This is a genomic window from Streptomyces sp. NPDC028368, assembly GCF_055565615.1.
Window position 1 is genome coordinate 485,144 of sequence record NZ_JBVHTY010000003.1, and the last position, 18,921, is coordinate 504,064.

General features: G+C 71.1%; 19 protein-coding genes. 6 read left to right on the top strand and 13 right to left on the bottom strand.

From position 1 onward, the window contains the following. Positions 1-518: 518 nt before the first annotated feature. Positions 519-1,301 (bottom strand): glucosamine-6-phosphate deaminase, encoded by a 783-nt coding sequence (gene nagB / locus ACZ4S3_RS09300; RefSeq protein ID WP_467928899.1) that lies wholly within the window; start codon positions 1,299-1,301, stop codon positions 519-521. Between the two features lie 157 nt (positions 1,302-1,458). Next, entirely contained in the window at positions 1,459-2,232 is a 774-nt protein-coding gene (locus ACZ4S3_RS09305; RefSeq protein ID WP_467928904.1) for an SDR family oxidoreductase, read from the bottom strand. Between the two features lie 135 nt (positions 2,233-2,367). On the opposite strand from ACZ4S3_RS09305, the gene ACZ4S3_RS09310 reads away from it, so the two are divergent. Together ACZ4S3_RS09310 and ACZ4S3_RS09315 are read left to right on the top strand one after the other, a co-directional pair. After that, positions 2,368-3,006 carry a TetR/AcrR family transcriptional regulator gene (locus ACZ4S3_RS09310; RefSeq protein WP_467928908.1) on the top strand — a complete coding sequence of 213 codons (639 nt, stop codon included), beginning with the start codon at positions 2,368-2,370 and terminating at the stop codon, positions 3,004-3,006. A gap of 407 nt (positions 3,007-3,413) precedes the next feature. Next, positions 3,414-4,886: a sensor histidine kinase gene (locus ACZ4S3_RS09315; RefSeq protein WP_467928913.1), complete on the top strand. Its 1,473-nt coding sequence runs from the start codon at positions 3,414-3,416 to the stop codon at positions 4,884-4,886. Between the two features lie 234 nt (positions 4,887-5,120). On the opposite strand, the gene ACZ4S3_RS09320 is transcribed toward ACZ4S3_RS09315, so the two are convergent. Continuing rightward, positions 5,121-5,378: a WhiB family transcriptional regulator gene (locus ACZ4S3_RS09320; RefSeq protein ID WP_003983230.1), complete on the bottom strand. Its 258-nt coding sequence runs from the start codon at positions 5,376-5,378 to the stop codon at positions 5,121-5,123. Positions 5,379-5,697: 319 nt separating this feature from the next. Next, on the bottom strand, positions 5,698-6,681 hold the full coding sequence (locus ACZ4S3_RS09325; RefSeq protein ID WP_467928916.1) for a diacylglycerol/lipid kinase family protein: 984 nt from the start codon (positions 6,679-6,681) through the stop codon (positions 5,698-5,700). 96 nt (positions 6,682-6,777) lie between these two features. Between ACZ4S3_RS09325 and ACZ4S3_RS09330 the strand changes: the two genes are divergently transcribed. After that, complete coding sequence (locus tag ACZ4S3_RS09330) at positions 6,778-7,239, top strand: hypothetical protein (protein WP_467928920.1); 462 nt, start codon at positions 6,778-6,780, stop codon at positions 7,237-7,239. 70 nt (positions 7,240-7,309) lie between these two features. Here ACZ4S3_RS09330 and ACZ4S3_RS09335 read toward each other — a convergent pair whose 3' ends face one another. From ACZ4S3_RS09335 to ACZ4S3_RS09350, 4 genes are all read right to left on the bottom strand, one after another. Continuing rightward, on the bottom strand, positions 7,310-8,278 hold the full coding sequence (locus ACZ4S3_RS09335) for an RNA polymerase sigma factor SigF (protein ID WP_467929712.1): 969 nt from the start codon (positions 8,276-8,278) through the stop codon (positions 7,310-7,312). 43 nt (positions 8,279-8,321) lie between these two features. Beyond that, a complete protein-coding gene (locus tag ACZ4S3_RS09340) occupies positions 8,322-8,735 on the bottom strand; it encodes an ATP-binding protein (protein WP_003985353.1) in 414 nt (137 codons plus the stop codon). Between the two features lie 304 nt (positions 8,736-9,039). Beyond that, a complete protein-coding gene (locus ACZ4S3_RS09345; RefSeq protein ID WP_467928925.1) occupies positions 9,040-9,528 on the bottom strand; it encodes a GNAT family N-acetyltransferase in 489 nt (162 codons plus the stop codon). 32 nt (positions 9,529-9,560) lie between these two features. Further along, a complete protein-coding gene (locus ACZ4S3_RS09350; RefSeq protein ID WP_467928930.1) occupies positions 9,561-9,821 on the bottom strand; it encodes a UBP-type zinc finger domain-containing protein in 261 nt (86 codons plus the stop codon). 135 nt (positions 9,822-9,956) lie between these two features. Between ACZ4S3_RS09350 and ACZ4S3_RS09355 the strand changes: the two genes are divergently transcribed. Next, entirely contained in the window at positions 9,957-11,555 is a 1,599-nt protein-coding gene (locus ACZ4S3_RS09355; protein WP_467928934.1) for a Na+/H+ antiporter, read from the top strand. A 49-nt stretch (positions 11,556-11,604) separates the two neighbouring features. Here the strand turns inward: ACZ4S3_RS09355 and ACZ4S3_RS09360 are convergent, their stop codons facing one another. From ACZ4S3_RS09360 to ACZ4S3_RS09370, 3 genes are all read right to left on the bottom strand, one after another. After that, positions 11,605-12,519, bottom strand: a complete 915-nt coding sequence (locus tag ACZ4S3_RS09360; protein ID WP_467928937.1) for a 1-aminocyclopropane-1-carboxylate deaminase/D-cysteine desulfhydrase — start codon at positions 12,517-12,519, stop codon at positions 11,605-11,607. 67 nt (positions 12,520-12,586) lie between these two features. Beyond that, the gene (locus ACZ4S3_RS09365; RefSeq protein ID WP_467928941.1) at positions 12,587-13,177 is read right to left on the bottom strand and encodes an N-acetylmuramoyl-L-alanine amidase; all 591 of its coding nucleotides are present in this window, start codon (positions 13,175-13,177) and stop codon (positions 12,587-12,589) included. Between the two features lie 155 nt (positions 13,178-13,332). Continuing rightward, positions 13,333-13,566 carry a hypothetical protein gene (locus tag ACZ4S3_RS09370; RefSeq protein ID WP_467928946.1) on the bottom strand — a complete coding sequence of 78 codons (234 nt, stop codon included), beginning with the start codon at positions 13,564-13,566 and terminating at the stop codon, positions 13,333-13,335. A 225-nt stretch (positions 13,567-13,791) separates the two neighbouring features. On the opposite strand from ACZ4S3_RS09370, the gene ACZ4S3_RS09375 reads away from it, so the two are divergent. Both ACZ4S3_RS09375 and ACZ4S3_RS09380 read left to right on the top strand, forming a co-directional pair. After that, positions 13,792-14,712 carry a glutaminase gene (locus tag ACZ4S3_RS09375; RefSeq protein ID WP_467928950.1) on the top strand — a complete coding sequence of 307 codons (921 nt, stop codon included), beginning with the start codon at positions 13,792-13,794 and terminating at the stop codon, positions 14,710-14,712. A gap of 69 nt (positions 14,713-14,781) precedes the next feature. Next, the gene (locus ACZ4S3_RS09380; protein WP_467928954.1) at positions 14,782-15,003 is read left to right on the top strand and encodes a hypothetical protein; all 222 of its coding nucleotides are present in this window, start codon (positions 14,782-14,784) and stop codon (positions 15,001-15,003) included. A 170-nt stretch (positions 15,004-15,173) separates the two neighbouring features. Here the strand turns inward: ACZ4S3_RS09380 and ACZ4S3_RS09385 are convergent, their stop codons facing one another. After that, on the bottom strand, positions 15,174-16,118 hold the full coding sequence (locus ACZ4S3_RS09385; protein ID WP_467928958.1) for a beta-ketoacyl-ACP synthase III: 945 nt from the start codon (positions 16,116-16,118) through the stop codon (positions 15,174-15,176). Positions 16,119-16,486: 368 nt separating this feature from the next. After that, on the bottom strand, positions 16,487-18,799 hold the full coding sequence (locus ACZ4S3_RS09390) for a heavy metal translocating P-type ATPase (protein ID WP_467928963.1): 2,313 nt from the start codon (positions 18,797-18,799) through the stop codon (positions 16,487-16,489). Positions 18,800-18,921 lie beyond the last annotated feature (122 nt).

The following is an 18,921-nucleotide window of genomic DNA, read 5'->3' on the forward strand; positions in this document are numbered from 1 at the left end:
TCGGATGCTTACGGGGAGCGGGCCGGCGGCCGGCGGCTGAGAGCGCCGCCGCAGCCGTAGGGTGCGCGCCGTGAACGCCCCGACACGCCCGCTGAACTCCCCCGTCCCGAACGGCCCCTGCACCGCGTACTGCTGCAGGCCAAGCGCCCCCGGCCGGCGAGAAGACGCGCCCGTAGGCCCGGGTCGGACTGACGCAACTGGTCTTCGACCGGCCGGGCATCAGCGTGCGTCAGGCCGCCGAGCCGCTGCGGACACAGCCCCGCAACGTCAGCACCCTGGTCACCAAGCCGGCCGCGGACGGCCTGATCGACCGCACCCCCGCCCCCGCCGACCGCCGCGCCGTCCAGCTACGCCCCCCCCGGACGCACGCCGGCAGCCGTCAGGTCGACGCCCGCCTGCACTCCGACATCTCCCGCGCCCTGGCCGGCCTTCCCGACGACTCCGCATCCCGCATCGCCGCCGCCCTCCCCGACCTGCGGGCCCTCGCCGAACGCCTCACCGCGCCCCGACGACGAGGCCTAGATCCCCTGCCACTGAGGCTTCGCCGCATACGTGGCCCGGAAGTATTCGGCGAGCTTCAGCTTGGAGGCCGCCCCCTCGTCGACGACGACCGTCGCATGCGGGTGGAGCTGCAGCGCCGAGGCCGGGACCAGCGCGGCGACCGGGCCCTCGACGGCGTGCGCCACGGCGTCGGCCTTGCCCTCGCCCGTGGCGAGCAGGACCAGGTGACGGGCCTCCAGGATCGTGCCGATGCCCTGGGTGATGACGTGGTGCGGTACCTCGTCGAGGCTGTCGAAGAAGCGGGCGTTGTCCTCCCGGGTCTGCTGGGTGAGCGTTTTGATGCGGGTACGGGAAGCGAGCGACGAGCAGGGCTCGTTGAAGCCGATGTGCCCGTCGGTGCCGATGCCGAGCAGCTGGAGATCCACCCCTCCGGCCTCGCTCAGCGCCTTGTCGTACGCCTCGCACGCGGCCTGGACATCCTCCGCCGAACCGTCGGGCCCCATGAAGGAGTCCGCACCGAGACCCAGCGGCTCCACCACCTCGCGCAGCACCACCGAACGGTAGGACTCGGGGTGTCCGGCCGGCAGGCCCACATACTCGTCGAGCTGGCAGATGCGGGCCCGCGAGGCGTCCACCGCACCGGCCCGGACCTTCGCCGAGAGCGCCTCGTAGATGGGCAACGGGGTCGAGCCGGTGGCCACGCCGAGCAGCGCGTCGGGCTTGCGGCGCATCAGGGTGGCGACGGCCTCCGCGATGAGCTCTCCGCCTGCCGTGGCGTCCGGGACGATGACAACTTCCACGCTTGGCCTGCCGTTCTGGAGAATGGGCTATGTGGTATAGACCAATCTAGCAGAGGGCGGCCCGCGGAACCGGGTGTCGTCGGCGAACGGCGGGGGATGTTTTGCCGTCGGTCCGATGGCCGCACGGGCCACCGGACCGACGGGTCGGCGCCGGCCGTCAGAGCAGCACGCCTCCCGTTGCGTCGATCCACTGGCCCGTCACCCAGCGGCTGTCGTCAGAGGCGAGGAAGGCCACAACGTCCCCGATGTCGGTGGGGTCCGCGACCCGGCCCAGCGGGGATATCGCCCCGAGCGTGTCCCGCGCCCCGGCGTTCGCCTCCCCGCGCAGCCAGCCGGCGTTCATGTCCGTGTCGACGGCGCCGGGCGCCACCGCGTTGACCGTGATCCCGCGCCGGCCCAGCTCCTTGGCGAGCGTCGAGGTGAAGACATCGATCGCGCCCTTGGACATGGCGTAGGTGATCAGCTCGGGTTTGGCCGCGCCGCGGGTCAGTCCCGTCGAGACATTGATGATCCGGCCGCCGTCCCGCAGCAGGGCCAGTCCCTGCTGGACGACGAAGAACGGCGCCTTGGTGTTGACCGCGAAGAGGTGGTCGAAATCCTCCTCCGTCACCGTTCCGATCGGCTTCAGCGTCCCGTCGAGTGCCTTGTTGATCCCGGCATTGTTGACCAGGATGTCCAGCCCTTCGGACCGTTCGGCGAATGCGGCCCACAGCGTCTGGGCGTCTCCCGGCACCCCCAACTCGGCCCGGACCGCAAAGGCCTGGCCTCCCGCGCTCTCGATCGCCGAGACCGTCTCCTTGGCCGCCGTCTCATCGCGCCCGTAGTGCACGCCGACCCGTGCCCCGTCCCGCCCCAGCCGCTCCGAGATGGCCCGGCCGATCCCCCTGCTGCCGCCCGTCACCAGTGCCGTCTTGCCCCGCAGTGCACCCATGGCAGTGCCCCTCCCCATTCCCTGTGTCGCCAGGCGTGCGACGTGCGCGCACGGATGTCCCGCACCGCGCGTTCTGTATCGCTCGCTACAGAAAACATAACAGGCTTCCGTACCGGCCGCTATAGAATTCACTCCATGGCGAGCAAGGAAACGAAACAGCGCGGCAGGCCCCGCTCCTTCGACCGGGAGACGGCCCTCGAGCAGGCGATTCGGTCCTTCTGGGAGCAGGGCTACGAAGCCACATCCATCTCCGACCTCACCCGCACCATGGGCATCAGTGCACCCAGCCTCTACGCCGCCTTCGGCGACAAACGGTCGCTGTTCGACGAGGTCGTGGCCGAGTACGGGCGGCTGTACGGCGGGTTTCTGTCCCGCGCCGTGGCGGAGGAGCCGACCGCCCGCCGCGGTGTCGAACGGGCACTGCGCGAGGCCGCCTTCGAGTACACCGTCCCCGGCCGCCCCCGCGGCTGCCTCGTCATCAGCGCCGCCCAGAACATCGCCCCCGCATCAGCCGAGGTCGCCGAGTCCCTGAGGGAGATGAGGCGGTCGAACCGCCGGGATTTCGAGCAGGCGATCTCCGCGGACATCGCATCCGGTGAACTCCCCGCCGATACGGACGCGCTCGCGCTCGCCCATTACACAGGGGCCGTGGTGCAGGGCATGTCGCAGCAGGCGCGGGACGGCGCGGACCGGGCGACGCTGGAGGCCGTGGCCGAGCTGGCGATGCAGGCCTGGCCGGAGACGAGGGAGGCCCGTACGGCCGAAGCCCCCTGAAGCACCCGCGGGCCGCGGCGCCGGGACAGGACCCTCAGCCTGTCCGGCACCGCAGCCCGGAGCTGACATCGGCCGACCCCGTTTGCCGGCCGGGAGATACCCCATGTGCGGTAGGGGTACGGTCCCGGCCCGAGGCCGGTCGATCGGAGGCCTCGGCGCAGTCAGGGCAGAGAGCGCTTCGGGCCTCGTTCCACTCTCCTGTGCGGGGAGAGCGGAGGATCAGGATCTGAGGGAACCCTCAGAAAGTGTGTTGCGCCCAACATTGTGGACTAGACCATTCTCGGTTGTCCATGCCCCTGCACGGGCCATCGAGAGGCACCGCTGGAAGGCCCGACAGGAGATGCGTCCGAACATCAGGTACGACAACAGGTACACCGTACGCCGGTAGGCTCCAAGATGTGCCCTCCATGAACGATCTCGTACGCCAGCACACCGCTCTGAGCGACTCCGACCTCGAGTGGCTGCATCTGCTGGTCTCGGAGTGGCAGCTGCTCTCCGACCTCTCCTTCGCCGACCTCGTGCTGTGGGTCCCCACTCTCGACGGCACCCGCTATGTCTCGGTCGCCCAGATGCGGCCCAATACGGGCCCCACCTCTTATCAGGACGACATGGTCGGTCATCTCGTTCCGCGCGGCCGCCGGCCGATGCTGGACTCCGCGCTGGACGAGGGGCGGATCGTGCGGGAGGGCGACCCGGAGTGGCGGGAGGAGGTGCCGGTACGGGTCGAGTCCATTCCGGTCCGCCGCGAGGGGCGGGTGCTCGGGGTGATCGCGCGGAATACGAACCTGCTGACCGTGCGGACGCCGAGCCGCCTGGAGCTCACCTACCTCCAGAGCGCCTCCGACCTCGCCCAGATGATCGCTGCAGGATCGTTTCCCTTCCCCGGCCAGCAGGTCGACATGGACGCCTCGCCGCGCGCCGGCGACGGGTTGATCCGGCTCGACGCCGACGGTGTCGTCCAGTACGCCAGCCCCAACGCGCTCTCCGCCTACCACCGGCTCGGCCTCGCAGCCGACCTGGTGGGCCACCACCTCGGACAGGCCACCGCCGAACTGGCGCCCGCCCGCGGCCCGGTGGACGAGGCGCTGGTCAAGCTCGCCAGCGGCTGGGCCCCCCGGGAATTCGAGGTCGAGGGCGACGAAGGCGTGATCCAATTGCGCGCCATTCCGCTCAAGCCGAAGGGAACGCACATCGGGTCCCTGGTGCTGCTGCGCGATGTCACCGAATTGAGACGTCGCGAGCGGGAGCTGATCACCAAGGACGCCACCATCCGGGAAATCCACCACCGGGTGAAGAACAATCTCCAGACCGTTGCCGCATTGTTGCGTCTGCAGGCCCGCCGGATGGATTCCGAACAGGGCCGCGAGGCGCTCAACGAGGCCGTACGCCGGGTCGGTTCGATCGCGATCGTGCACGAGACGCTGTCCCAGAACCTCGATGAACGGGTCGAGTTCGACGAGATCGCCGACCGGGTGCTGGCCATGGTCGCGGAGATCTCCCCCGGCAAGGTGACCACCCGGCGCACCGGCCGTTTCGGCATCCTGGACGCGGAGGTCGCCACCCCGCTGTCGATGGTGCTCACGGAGATCCTGCAGAACGCCCTGGAGCACGCCTTCGACCAGGCGGAAGGCGGCACGGTCGAGGTCGGCGCGGTGCGCGGCGGCAGCCGTACGGAGCCGCGGCTGCTGGTCACCGTCCAGGACAACGGCCGCGGTCTGCCCGAGGGGTTCGATCCGCAGCGCGCCGGAAACCTGGGGCTGCAGATCGTACGGACCCTGGTGGAGGGGGAGTTGGGCGGCACGTTCGACATGGTGCGGGCGCCCGAGCGCGGCACCCAGGTCGTCCTCGACGTCCCCGTACGCGCCGAAAAGCAGCACTGAGAAGCGGCCACCGGGAAGCGGTGCCGAGAAACGGCTCTGGGGGAAGCCGCTCTGAGGGAGAGCGTTCCGACGCGGCGCCGCAGTGCCGTAAGAGCCGGTGAACAGCAACAAGCCCCGGACCCATCTGGTCCGGGGCTCAAAGCTATTGCGATGCGATAACAACCGGGCTTGTCAGCGCCGGGGCTGCATCGGGGGTACTGCGCGCTGCGGCTCGGGGGCCACGGGGCTGCTGGCTCAGGCGCTGGCGTTGCGCGCCCGGTTGCGAGCTGCACGGCGCTTCATTGCGCGGCGCTCGTCCTCGCTCAGACCACCCCAGACGCCGGAGTCCTGGCCGGACTCGAGCGCCCACTGCAGGCACTGCTCCATGACGGGGCAGCGGCGGCAGACGGCCTTGGCTTCCTCGATCTGCAGCAGCGCAGGACCGGTGTTGCCGATGGGGAAGAAGAGCTCGGGGTCTTCCTCGCGGCAAACGGCGCGGTGACGCCAGTCCATGGCTGCTCCATCTCCTCGTATGACGGGAACGTTGCTTGTGAATGTGAACGCTTTCACGAATCCCTCCACAAGGGAAGGGCCGAAATCCAGCTGTGAACTGGTGCGGTCCTGTGGAATGAGGAGGGGATTCGGGCTCTCAAGGGGGCCGGTAAAGCGGCCGTCCCGATCGCCATGAAGAGACTCGCAAACCTCGGCGGCGGATACAACCCCTTCCGGAAACTTTTTTTTGATTCCTTGGTGTCGCCTCGGTCACAGCCGTCATTCCAGGGGGTGGAGGACAGCCTAAACGTTCGAGTGAAAGGACTTTAGGCCCTACTGCTCACACAATCACACGCAGTGCACGGCGAACGCCTGTGAACGTCACACTCGTACGCAGTCCCAGGTGGTCCCCGTCCATCTGGAACGGCAGTGGCGCCTGCGAATGCAAGGTGAACTCGGTGAGGTCATGGAGTGAGACCGCGTGCTTGCCCCGGGGGCCGCGGTGCGGTGTTGACGTCAGGAGCTGGGTGCCGTACCGGGCCACCGCCGGGGCCGAGAGCCTGCCCAGTGCGAACAGATCCAGGCCCGAGTCGAACGATGCCCCGGGGGACGGGTAGATCGGGCGATTGCCCAGGTAGGTCCAGGGGGCGGTGTTGCAGATTATGGACATCACAAGGTCCTCGACGACCTCGGTGGTGCCCGCCGTGCCGCCCGGACGTTCGAGCGTGATGGAGCCGTGCCGGCGGTTCTGCTCGCCCAGGTACTGACGTACGAACTGCCGCACGTACAGGGCATGCGTCGAACGCTTGCCGCGTTCGCGCTGCTGCTCCACGCGGCCCACGACGCCGGCGTCGAAGCCGAAGCCGGCGCAGAAGGTGAACCAGCGGGGCGGTGCGCCCTCGTCCTTGGTCCCGGGGGTGCCGGAGGCCAGGCCCAGGCCGACGGTGCGCTCGCTGCGGTCGCGCAGCGCGTCCAGGAGGGCGCCGGTCGCCTCCACGACGTCATTGGGCAGGCCCAGCGCGCGGGCGAAGACATTGGTGGAGCCACCGGGGACGACGGCCAGCCGGGGGTGGGAGTCCGGATCGGGGCCGTTCGCCAGCAGGCCGTTGACGACTTCGTTGACCGTGCCGTCGCCGCCGAGCGCCACGACCAGTTCGGTCTCCCCGCCCTCGGTGGCCTCCCGGGCCAGGTCACGGGCGTGCCCCCGGTACTTCGTCTCGGCGACCTCGAGCTTGAGGTCGCTGGCGAGCGCATGGGTGAGCACGTCACGGGTGCGGACACTGGTGGTGGTTGCTGCGGGATTGACCACGAGAAGTGCGCGCATATGAAGCAGCGTACCTACCTGCCGGTACTCGCTTCACGTCCCGTCCAGGGTTCGGTCGGCCCCGGCCCCCGCACAGCGCGGCGCTACCCTGCTGGGGTGAGCAGTCAGCAGAAACAGTCCGCGAACCGAGCCGCCGGCACCTCCGCCGCACCCGAGCCGACCGGCCCGCGACCCGCCCGGCTGAGCGCCGCCGCGGCGCTCACCGCTGTCGAGGGGCTGGCGCTGGCCGCCATGGGCGCCTACATGTTGATCATGGGGCTGGCCGGGTCGCCGGACAGTCCGCAGCAGGCCGAGATGGGCGGGGTGACCGTGCTCGCGCTTGCCGCGCTGCCGCTCGTCGCCGCGCGAGGGCTGTGGCTGCGCCGCCGCTGGAGCCGCGGCCCCTCGCTGATCACCCAGATCGTGGCGCTGCCGGTGGCCTGGACGCTGATCAAGGGCGGCGGGGCGCTGATCGCGGCTGGTGCCGGGCTCGCCGTCGTCGCCGTCGTCGTCCTCGGCCTGCTGGTCAACCCGACGGCCACCGTGGCGCTGGGCATCGGCCCCCGGGAAACGGAATAACGGGACAGCGGGACGTAAATGAAGTGGGCGGGGCCGTAGCGGCCCCGCCCACTTCGCGTACACGTAAGAGTTACTCCTCCACCAGGAGCTTGTCCCGCAGCTGCGCCAGGGTGCGGGCCAGGAGGCGTGAGACATGCATCTGGGAGATGCCGACCTCCTGGGCGATCTGCGACTGGGTCATGTTGCCGAAGAAGCGGAGCAGCAGGATCTTCTTCTCACGCGGCGGGAGATCCTCCAGCAGCGGTTTGAGGGACTCGCGGTACTCCACCCCCTCCAGCGCCTCGTCCTCGGAGCCGAGGGTGTCGGCAACGGCCGGCGACTCGTCGTCCGTGTCCGGCACGTCAAGGGAGAGCGTGCTGTACGCGTTCGCCGACTCCAGACCTTCGAGGACCTCCTCCTCGGAGATCCCGAGGTGCTCGGCCAGCTCATGAACCGTCGGTGCCCGGCCGTGCCGCTGGGAGAGCTCGGCGGTCGCCGTGGTCAGCGACAGCCGCAGCTCCTGGAGGCGACGCGGGACGCGGACCGCCCAGCCCTTGTCGCGGAAGTGCCGCTTGATCTCGCCGACGACGGTGGGGGTGGCGTACGTGGAGAACTCCACGCCGCGCTCCGGGTCGAAGCGGTCCACCGACTTGATCAGACCGATGGTGGCGACCTGGGTCAGATCGTCCAGCGGCTCGCCGCGGTTGCGGAACCGCCGCGCCAGATGCTCGACGAGCGGCAGATGCATCCGTACGAGGACGTTGCGCAGCTCCGCGCGCTCCGGAGAGCCGTCGGGCAGCCCGCGCAGCTCGTAGAACATCGCCCGCGCGCCGCTGCGGTCCTGTGGACCGTGCGGCTCGCGGGGACGCTGGTCTTCCTGGGGCTTCTGGTCGGGGCCGGACGGATCGTGCCGATCCGCCTGCTGCCCCTGCTGCTCGCTCTGGTCCATATGGTCCGCCCGCTCTGCCTGCTCCGCCGCGTCCAACCGGCCGCCGTGGTCGTCCGTGCCCATCGGATGCGGCCGGGCCTGCTGCTCGGGGATGGCGACTCCGGACGCCATCCGCGTGCCGCGTTCGAGATCTTTCACGGGGCCCCCTGTTCGGTCATGACGGTCCGGGACCGGCGCCGCGCTCCTTGTACAGGCTGATGGTGACCGTACGGTCCTCGGCGACGGTGGAATCGACCTTGCCGGCCAGAGCGGAGAGCACCGTCCAGGCGAAGGTGTCGCGCTCCGGGGCACGGCCGTCGGTCGTCGGAGCCGACACGGTCACCTGCAGCGCGTCATCGATCAGGCGGAAGACGCAGCTCAGCACACTGCCGGGGACGGCCTGTTGCAGCAGGATCGCGCAGGCCTCGTCGACCGCGATGCGCAGATCCTCGATCTCGTCGAGGGTGAAGTCCAAGCGGGCTGCGAGTCCGGCCGTGGCCGTACGCAGCACGGACAGGTAGGCACCCGCAGCGGGCAGACGGACTTCCACGAAGTCCTGAGTCCCGGGCTCGCCTGCGATCTGGGACACCCTCACCTCCAAGGTGGCACAAGCTGGTTGAGCTGGAATGCTGGATGTCTCCGAGGGCCTCGGGACATCCACGCCGGCCGATTCTCCCGTCGTGTGAAAGGAGAACGAACCGGCGCAGCACATGGTTCGGCTGTGACGCTATCGCGATCGGTGGGCCGGTGTCGCCCGGAAGGAGCACGGCTGCCATCCGGGCGACGCTCCGGGGCATGCTCGCCCCGCGCCGCCACTGTCACGCACTGTTACTTATTGTAGGGCTACGGGTACGGACGGTGGCTAGAGGGGTGCACAGTCAAATCCATGCCGATTACGCTCCGTTGACTCGCGAGAAGGCGGCAAGGTTGTGCAGCGCATCTCCAGTGAGCCGGAAGACCGTCCATTCGTCCATGGGTTGAGCGCCGATCGACCGGTAAAAACCGATGGACGGTTCGTTCCAATCCAGGACTGACCACTCGAAACGCTCGTAGCCGCGGGCCATGCAGATCTCGGCGAGGGCCGCGAGCAGCGCCTTGCCGTGGCCGCCGCCGCGCGCCTCGGGCCGTACGTACAGGTCCTCCAGATAGACACCGTGCGTGCCCGTCCAGGTCGAGAAGTTCCGGAACCACAGGGCAAAGCCCACCGGGGCGCCGTCCGCCTCCGCGATCAAGGCGAAGGCCGCCGGGTGGGCCCCGAAGAGCGCCTCCTTCAGCTGCGGCTCGGTGGCCTGCGCGGACTCCGGTGCGCGCTCGTACGAGGCCAGCTCGGCGATCATGGCCAGGATCGCGGGGACGTCCTCAACGCTTGCTTCGCGGATCATGCCGCAAGGCTAAAGGGACGCCCGCGAGGAGCTCACACCAAGAGTTGGTCGACGAAGCACCAGCGCCACTCGTCGCCCGGCTCGAAGGACCGCATCACCGGGTGGCCGGTCTCCTTGTAGTGCGCGGTCGCATGCCGGTACGGCGAGGAATCGCAGCAGCCGACATGGCCGCACACCAGGCACAGCCGCAGCTGCACCGGGTGGCTGCCGACGGCCAGGCATTCCAGACAGGTCTCGCTCAGCGGGGCCGGTTCGGCGCGCGGCAGTCCGGGAACATGCGTGCACTCGTTCATGCCGACCCCTCGCTCCGCTCGGCCTCGCATGCGCGAGGCGCGCACCTTTCCATGATTCGCTCGCTGCGCTCGCTCATGATGGCCAGGGTAGATCGCCGGGAGGGCCGGCGGAGGTACGGGGACGGGACGGGACCGATGGACGTGATGCCGCTGTTGTTGCTGGTCGCGGGGAGCGCGGGGGTCGCCGGGCTGGCGCGGCGCACCCCCGTTCCGGCGCCGCTGCTGCTGGTCGCCGCCGGGCTCGCGGCCTCGTACATCCCCGGTATCCCCGATTACACCCTCGACCCGCACATCGTGCTGCCGTTGCTGCTGCCCCCGCTGCTGCACACCGCCGCGCTGGACAGCTCGTATCTGGACCTGCGGGCCAATCTGCGGCCGGTGGCGCTGCTGTCGGTCGGCTATGTCCTCTTCGCGACCCTGGTGGTGGGCTACGCCGCCTATCTGGTCATCCCGGGGCTTCCGCTGACCGCGGCCCTCGTCCTGGGCGCCGTGGTCGCGCCGCCGGACGCCGTCGCGGCCACCGCCATCGCCCGCAGGCTCGGGCTGCCGAGCCGGATCACCACGATTCTGCAGGGTGAATCGCTGGTCAACGACGCCACCGCGATCACCGCCTACAAGGTGGCGCTGGCCGCGGCCGTCGGGATCGGCGCCACCTGGGCCGACGGCATCAAGGCATTCGCCATCGCCTCCCTCGGCGGCATCGGCATCGGCCTGGTCCTGATGGTGCCGCTGCACTGGCTGCGCTGCCGGCTGCGGGACTCGGCGCTGCTGGAGAACACTCTCTCGCTGCTCATCCCGTTCGTGGCGTACGCGGCCGCCGAACAGGTCGGCGCCTCCGGGGTGCTCGCCGTCGTCGTGGTCGCCCTCTACCTGGGCCACCGCTCCTGGCAGGTCGACTTCGAGACGCGGCTCCAGGAGGACGCCGTCTGGAAGGTCGTCTCCTTCGTCCTGGAGTCCGCGGTCTTCGCGCTGATCGGGCTGCAGCTGCCGGTGGTGCTGCGCGGCCTGGGGGAGTTCGGCACGGCACAGGCCCTGGGGTACGCGGCCGTGCTGTTCGCCGTCGTGGTCGTCGCGCGCATCGTCTGGGTCTTTCCCTCCACCTACCTGCCGCGCTTCCTGTCCGCCCGGATCCGGGCCCGCGAGCCCGATACGGACTGGAGGGCGCCGGTCATCGTCGGCTGGGCCGGGATGCGCGGGGTGGTGTCGCTGGCCATCGCCTTCTCCATCCCCGCCACCGTGCACGGCGGCGGCCCCCTTCCGGCCCGCAACCTGGTGCTGTTCCTGACATTCACCACCGTCATCGCCACCCTCGTCATCCAGGGCCTGACGCTGCCGCCGCTGATCAAGGCCCTGAAACTCCCGGGCCGCGACGTACAGGCCGAGACGCTCGCCGAGGCACAGGCCCAGAACGACGCCTCACGGGCCGCCGAGGCGCTGCTGGACGAACTCCTCGAGGACCCGCGCAACGCGTTGCCGGGGCCCCTCGCCGACCGTCTGCGCACGGTCCTGGAGCGGCGCCGCAACGCCGTGTGGGAGCGGCTCGGCACGGTCAACGAGGAAACCGGGGAATCCGCCGACGAGACCTACCGGCGGCTCAGCCGCGAAATGATCGACGCCGAGCGCCGGGTCTTCGTCGAGCTGCGCGACGCCCGCCGCATCGACGACGAGATGCTGCGGACCCTGCTGCGCAGGCTGGACCTGGAGGAGGCCGCGGCGTACCGGGAGCGGGCCTAGCGCGTCCGGCCCGATGGCTTACGGGCCGGCGGCCCGACGGGCGCCCGGCTCACGGCGTCCCCGTGATCACGGCCGCCACCGTGCTGCCGGGGGCGAACGCGCCCTCCTCGGCCAGCGTCGTCAGCCCGTACAGCAGCTTGGCGACATAGACGCGCTCCACCAGGAGCCGGTGGCGGGCCTCGAAGGCGTCGGCGAAGGCGTCCAGCCCGGGGGTGCTGCGGGCGTATCCGCCACATGTGAAGCGGTCCTCCAGCCGCCAGTCGCCGCGCGGACCGCCGAAGGCCGCGCGCTGGAGTTCCTCGACCGTCTCCTGGAGGAAGTGCGGGCCCCCGGCACCACCGCCCTTGAGTACGGGGAAGCCGATGGCCCGCTGGTCCGGGCCCAGCCCGGCGGCCAGGCCCGCCAGGGTGCCGCCCGTGCCGCAGGCCACCGCGACCGTGTCCGCGGCCCCGCGCAGCTCCCGGCCCAGTTCCGTACAGCCTTGTGCGGCAAGGGAGTTGCTGCCGCCCTCCGGTATGACCCGGAAGGCGCCGAAGCTCTCGCGCAGGCCGGCGAGCACGTCCGGGTCGGTCTTACGGCGATAGCGGGCCCGGTCGATGAAGTGCAGCCGCATGCCGTCGGCGGCGCAGCGGGCCAGGGACGGGTTGAGCGGGGCGGCGGCCAGCTCGTCGCCGCGGACCACACCGATGGTGGCGAAGCCCAGGAGACGGCCGGCCGCCGCGGTGGCGCGCAGATGGTTGGAGTACGCGCCGCCGAAGGTCAGCAGAGCGCGCTCACCGGACGCGGCGGCGGCCCGCAGATTGGGCGCGAGCTTGCGCCACTTGTTGCCCGGCAGGTCCGGGTGGATCAGGTCGTCCCGCTTGAGCAGCAGCCGCACGCCGCGGCGTGCGAACGGCTCGTCCGCGATCTCCTGGAGGGGGGAGGGGAGGCGCGGCCGCAGGATGTCGGGATCGGGGCGGGACATGGCACCCATTGTCCCGTGCGGCCGGTGTGGCGTGCGGGTCCGGTGCGGTCCGCCGGGCGGTGCGGGGTCACTTCAGGCGTTCGCGGATCCGCTCGCGCAGCCCGTCCATGGTGAAGCCCCGGGGATCGATCTTGCCCGGCTGCCACTCCAGATGGCCGATCACCGAGCGCTCGCTCCAGCCGTGCGCCCGGCACAGTGCCGCCGCGGCCTTCTCCAGGGCCTCCGTCTGGGCCGCCGGCCAGGGGTCCGTGCCGTCGCCGAGGTTCTCGCACTCGAAGCCGTAGAAGACCTGATTGCCATCGGTGTCGGTGTCGTTGTCCGGCGGCAGCCGCTTCTCGGCGATCACCGCCCGCAGGACGTCGCCGTCGCCGAGTCCGGCGTGGTTGGCGCGGCCGCAGCCGACCAGATGCACCGCGCCGTCCTTGGTGATCACGCCATGGCACAGCGGGCCCGGCAAATCCGTGTGGCCGTTGTAGCAGAGCCGGACGGTGCCCTCGGCGCCGGACGTCGCGGTGTGGTGCACCACGATGCCGTGCACCGGGCCCCATGGGCCCATGTGCCCGCGGTTGTGCGTCCTCCAGTCGCCGACCTCGACGACCCGCAGTCCCTCGGCCTTGAGCGCGTCGAGGAATTGGGCGGCGGACAGCGGTACGGCCATGGCCGACTCCGATCGGTGCGCGGCGGCCGCCGACCGCGCACCGCCTCATGCCTCGCTTCTACGGGATGGGTCGGGACCGATGGAGTGGAACGGCATAAAACGGACCGGTTGTTCGGGGGGTGTGCGAGCGATTCCGGCCGGGCGCGCGCCCGCCGCTAGCCGCGGAGGAATGCGTCGCCGTGGGCGTTGATGTGGGCCTCCAGCGCGTCGAGCGCTTCCCGGGTCGTCTCGGGCGAGCCGCTGCCGCTGCGCTCGGCGTAATACGCGGCACCCAGCTTCTTCAGCAGCTCGGATCCGGCGCGGTGCGCCTGCACTTCGTCGACCTTCTGCTTGCCCTGCGCCAGTCCGCGCTGGGCCTGCTCCTTGGCACGGTCGAGGAACCCTGACATTGCTGCCTCCGTGAAGCTCGGTGTCGTAAGGGGATCAAAGGGATCAACGGCGCGGCCGGCCGTGGGGTTCCCGTGCCAGGCTGAGGTACGTGAGCGAAGAGCGCGACACGGGTGGGCCGCACGGCGCAAGCGCCTGCCGTGAGCGGAGGTCTGGGCCGGCCGAGGTGAAGGCGCCGGCGGGGGCTCCGATGGGGCTGATCCGCGCGCCAGGTTAGCGTGTGCGTCATGGACTACCAGGCCGTGATCGAAGAGGTAGCGGCCCACGCCCGGCCCTACGCGGGGCAGGGACAGGTCGCCGACTACATACCGGCGCTCGAGCGGGTGGCCGCGGACCGCTTCGGGATCGCGGTGGCCGACATCAACGGCGAGGTGTACGGGGTCGGCGACTGGGAGGTCCCGTTCTCCGTCCAGTCCATCTCCAAGACCTTCTCGCTGGCGCTGGTGATGGCCCAGAGCCACGGCAGCCACGGCGACATCTGGCGGCGGGTGGGCCGCGAGCCGTCCGGTACGCCGTTCAATTCGCTGGTCCAGCTGGAGGCGGAGAACGGCATTCCGCGCAATCCGTTCATCAACGCGGGCGCCCTGGTTGTCACCGACCGGCTGCAGACCCTCACGGGCGATGCCAGCACCTCGCTGCTGGACTTCCTGCGCGAGGAGAGCGGCAATCCGGAGCTGGCCTTCGACCAGGCGGTGGCCGACTCGGAGGCCGACCACGGGGACCGTAATGCCGCGCTGGCGCACTTCATGGCGTCGTTCGGCAATCTGGAGAATCCGGTCCCCAGCGTCATCGAGCACTACTTCTGGCAGTGCTCGATAGAGATGAACTGCCGCGACCTGGCCATCGCCGGCGGCTTCCTGGCCCGCCACGGGCTGCGCGCCGACGGCACCCGGCTGCTCGAGGCCCGCGAGGCCAAGCGGATCAACGCGGTGATGCTGACCTGCGGGACGTATGACGCGGCGGGGGAGTTCGCCTACCGGGTGGGGCTGCCCGCGAAGAGCGGGGTCGGCGGCGGGATCGTGGCCGTGGTGCCGGGCCGCTGCACGCTGTGCGTGTGGAGCCCGGGGCTGGACACCCGCGGCAACTCCGTCGCGGGCGCGGCGGCGCTGGACCACTTCACCACGCTGACCGGCTGGTCGGTGTTCTGACCCCGGCCGCCCGCCTGCGTTGTGGCCCGCCCCCGCTCGGCGCATCGTTGGGCTAGGAGGTGCACCGCCATGGACCACGAGATCCGTGCTGAATACGAGGAAGGCGTGCTGCCGCACGAGGACACGCCGGTCAAGCTGTGGCACATGTGCCGGGTGGGCAGCCTCACAGCCATGTGCGGGCGAGACCTGGCTCCGGCCGCGGCCACCTTGCCCGCCGACGCCTGGGGCTCGTCCAAGGCCGAGCCGTTCTGTTTCCTGTGCGGTGCGCACTATCTGCGCGAGCAGCCGTAACGAGCCGGGAGCGGCCGGTCGGGCCGGCGGGGCGAAGAGATCCACATCGTGAGGCGAAGAGATTCACCCCGTGGGGCGAAGAGATCCCCCCCGTGGCCGTCCGGATCCCGGCGAGCGCGGGAGCCCGCCGGTCCGGGGGTGAACGCATCGGACGTGGCCGTCCGCCCGTCTCACGGGCAGCGGATGACCTGCCCCGCGTACGAGAGATTGCCGCCGAAGGCGAAGAGGAGGACGGGCGCGCCGGACGGGATCTCGCGGCGTTCGACCAGCTTGGACAGGGCCAGTGGCACCGAGGCCGCGGAGGTGTTGCCGGAGTCGACCACGTCCTTGGCGACCACCGCGTTGACCGCGCCGATACGCTCCGCGACCGGCTCGATGATCCGCAGGTTGGCCTGGTGGAGCACGACACCGGCCAGGTCCTCGGGGAGGATGCCGGAGCGTTCGCAGACCTGGCGGGCGATGGCCGGGAGCTGGGTGGTCGCCCAGCGGTAGACGGTCTGGCCCTCCTGGGCGAACCGGGCCGGCTCACCCTCGATCCGTACCGCGTTGCCCATCTGGGGGACCGAACCCCACAGCACCGGGCCGATCGCCGGCTCCGGCTCGTCGGACGCGGTGACCACCGCGGCCCCGGCCCCGTCGCCGACCAGGACGCAGGTCGTACGGTCCGTCCAGTCGACCACGTCGGTGAACTTCTCCGCACCGATGACCAGCGCGTTCGTCGCGGAACCGGCCCGGATGGCGTGGTCGGCGGTGGCCAGCGCATGGGTGAAGCCGGAGCAGACGACGTTGATATCCATCGTGGCCGGCGCGACCAGGCCGAGCCGGGCGGCGACCCGCGCCGCGGCGTTCGGACTGCGGTCGGCGGCCGTGCAGGTCGCGACCAGTACGAGGTCGATGTCCCGCGGGGCCAGCCCGCTCGTGGCCAGCGCCTTGGCGGCGGCCGCGGCGGCCATCGAGTCGACCGTCTCGTCGGCGGCGGCGATGTGCCGGGTACGGATGCCCACGCGGCTGCGGATCCAGGCGTCATCGGTCTCGACGAGCCGGGCGAGATCGTCGTTGGTGAGCACGCGGGAGGGCTGGTAGTGGCCGAGCGCCAGGACGCGTGACCCCGTCATGAGTTCCCCTGTAGGTACGTGGGCGGGCGGGTATGCGACCAGTGTCACCCCTAGGTGCCGGCCGGCGGTTGCGCGATCCGCCAATGTTCCGCCGTCAGAACTGGAGAGATCCGACCGCCGCACCGCGGAGATCCGGCTGCCGCGCCACCGTCGTGCACGCATCGGACGCGGGCGCCCCGCACCGTGCCGGGACGTACACGGTGCCGGGCGGGCGGGTGCGGTCAAGGGGACAGCGGTCGGCCCGTCCGCCCGATCCAACGGCAGCGGGGCGGTGCCGCGGGGGGATTGCTCCGCCTGCGGGCGCGGCGCCGGATGTGCCGCGGCCCCGGCAGCGGGGCTGCCGGGGCCGCGGGGTGCGCCGTCGCCGGTCAGCCGACGGCCGTCACGGGCTGTGACGTCAGCGCCCGGAAGCGGCGCAGGCGCAGGCTGTTGCCGACGACGAAGACCGACGAGAAGGCCATCGCGGCGCCCGCGATCATCGGGTTCAGCAGGCCGGCGGCGGCCAGCGGCAGCGCCGCGACGTTGTAGCCGAAGGCCCAGAACAGGTTGGTGCGGATGGTGCCGAGGGTGACGCGGGCGAGGCGGATGGCGTCCGCCGCGGCGCGCAGGTCGCCCCGTACGAGGGTGAGGTCACCGGCCTCGATGGCGGCGTCGGTGCCGGTGCCCATCGCGAGCCCCAGGTCGGCGCGGGCCAGGGCGGCCGCGTCGTTGACGCCGTCGCCGACCATCGCGACCGAGCGGCCCTCGCCCTGGAGGCGCTCGATGACGGCCACCTTGTCCTCGGGGAGCACCTCGGCGATCACCTCGTCGATGCCGACCTCCTTGGCGACCGCTTCGGCCACCGCCTTGTTGTCGCCGGTGAGCAGCACCGGGGTCAGGCCCAGGCCGCGCAGCCGGCGCACCGCCTCGGCGCTGGTGGGCTTGACCGCGTCCGAGACGACCAGCACCGCGCGGGCCGTGCCGTCCCAGCCGACCGCGACCGCGGTGCGGCCCGCCGCCTCAGCCTCGGCCTTGGCCGCCGCCAGGGCGGGCGGCAGCTGCTGGCTCCAGTCGGTCAGCAGCCGCTCGCGGCCCACCAGGACGGCGTGCCCCTCGACGATGCCCTGGACGCCGAGGCCGGGAACGTTCGCGAAGTCCTCGGGCGTCGGCAGCGGGCCGGCGGCCTCCTCGGCGGCGGTGGCGATGGCGCGGGCGATCGGGTGCTCGGAGGAGTGCTCCAGGGCGCCGGCCAGGCGCAGCGCCTCGTCATGGGACACGCCCTCGGCGAGATGGATGCCGGTCAGCGTCATCACACCGGTGGTGACCGTGCCGGTCTTGTCCAGGACGATGGTGTCGACCTTGCGGGTGGACTCCAGGACCTCGGGGCCCTTGAGGAGGATGCCCAGCTGGGCGCCCCGGCCGGTGCCGACCATCAGCGCGGTCGGGGTGGCCAGGCCCAGGGCGCATGGGCAGGCGATGATCAGTACGGCCACGGCGGCGGTGAAGGCGGCCACCGCGCCCGCGCCGGTGCCCAGCCAGAACCCCAGGGTGCCGATGGCCAGTGCGATGACGACCGGGACGAAGACCGCGGAGATCTTGTCGGCGAGCCGCTGGGCCGCGGCCTTGCCGTTCTGCGCGTCCTCCACCAGGCGGGCCATCCGGGCGAGCTGGGTGTCCGCGCCGATCCGGGTGGCCTCGACGACCAGCCGGCCGCCCGCGTTGACGGTCGCCCCGGTGACGGTGTCGCCGGGAGCGACCTCCACCGGGACGGACTCACCGGTGAGCATCGACGCGTCCACGGCGGATGCGCCCTCCGCCACCCGGCCGTCGGTGGCGATCTTCTCCCCGGGCCGTACGACGAAACGGTCGCCCACGCTCAACTCCGCGGTGGGGACACGGACTTCGCGGCCGTCGCGCAGGACGGCGACGTCCTTCGCGCCCAGTTCCAGCAGCGCCCGCAGCGCCGCGCCCGCCTTCCGCTTGGACCGTGCCTCGAAGTAGCGCCCGGCCAGGATGAAGGTGGTGACGCCGGCCGCCGCCTCCAGGTAGATGCTGCCGCTGCCGTCCGTACGGGCGATGGTCAGCTCGAAGGGGTGGGTCATGCCGGGCATGCCCGCGGTCCCGAAGAACAGGGCCCACAGCGACCAGCCGAGCGCGGCGAGGGTGCCCATCGAGATGAGCGTGTCCATCGTGGCCGCGCCGTGCCGCAGATTGGTCCAGGCGGCCTTGTGGAAGGGCCAGGCCGCGTAGGCCACCACCGGGGCCGCCAAGGTCAGCGACAGCCACTGCCAGTTGGTGAACTGCAGGGCCGGGACCATCGCCATGAGGACGACGGGGAGGGAGAGGGCCAGGGAGAGGAACAGGCGCCGGCGGAGGGCGTCCAGGGCGTCCGGGACCCTCTCCCCTGTGGTCCCGCCGCCGCTGTCGTCCTCCTCGGCGGCCGGTGCGGGGGCGGGCGGCTCGGGGAGCGCGGCGGTGTAACCGGTCTTCACCACGGTGGCGATCAGGTCCGCGGTCTCGATCCCGCTGCCCTCCGCGACCGCCACCTTCGCCTTCTCGGTGGCGTAGTTGACGGTGGCGGTGACCCCCTCCATGCGGTTGAGCTTCTTCTCGATCCGGGCGGCGCAGGAGGCGCAGGTCATTCCGCCGATCTCCAGCTCGACGCGCTGGTCGCCGATGTGCTCTCCGGTCGCGGTCGTCATGACTGCTCCTCCGTGTGGCGTTCGCAATGGTGCTGGGGCGGGGCGTGCCGGGCGGTTCGTGCGGTGCGAGGACGGCGGCTGCGGGGCGACCGGCGTCCACTACACAGAACCATATACCCCCT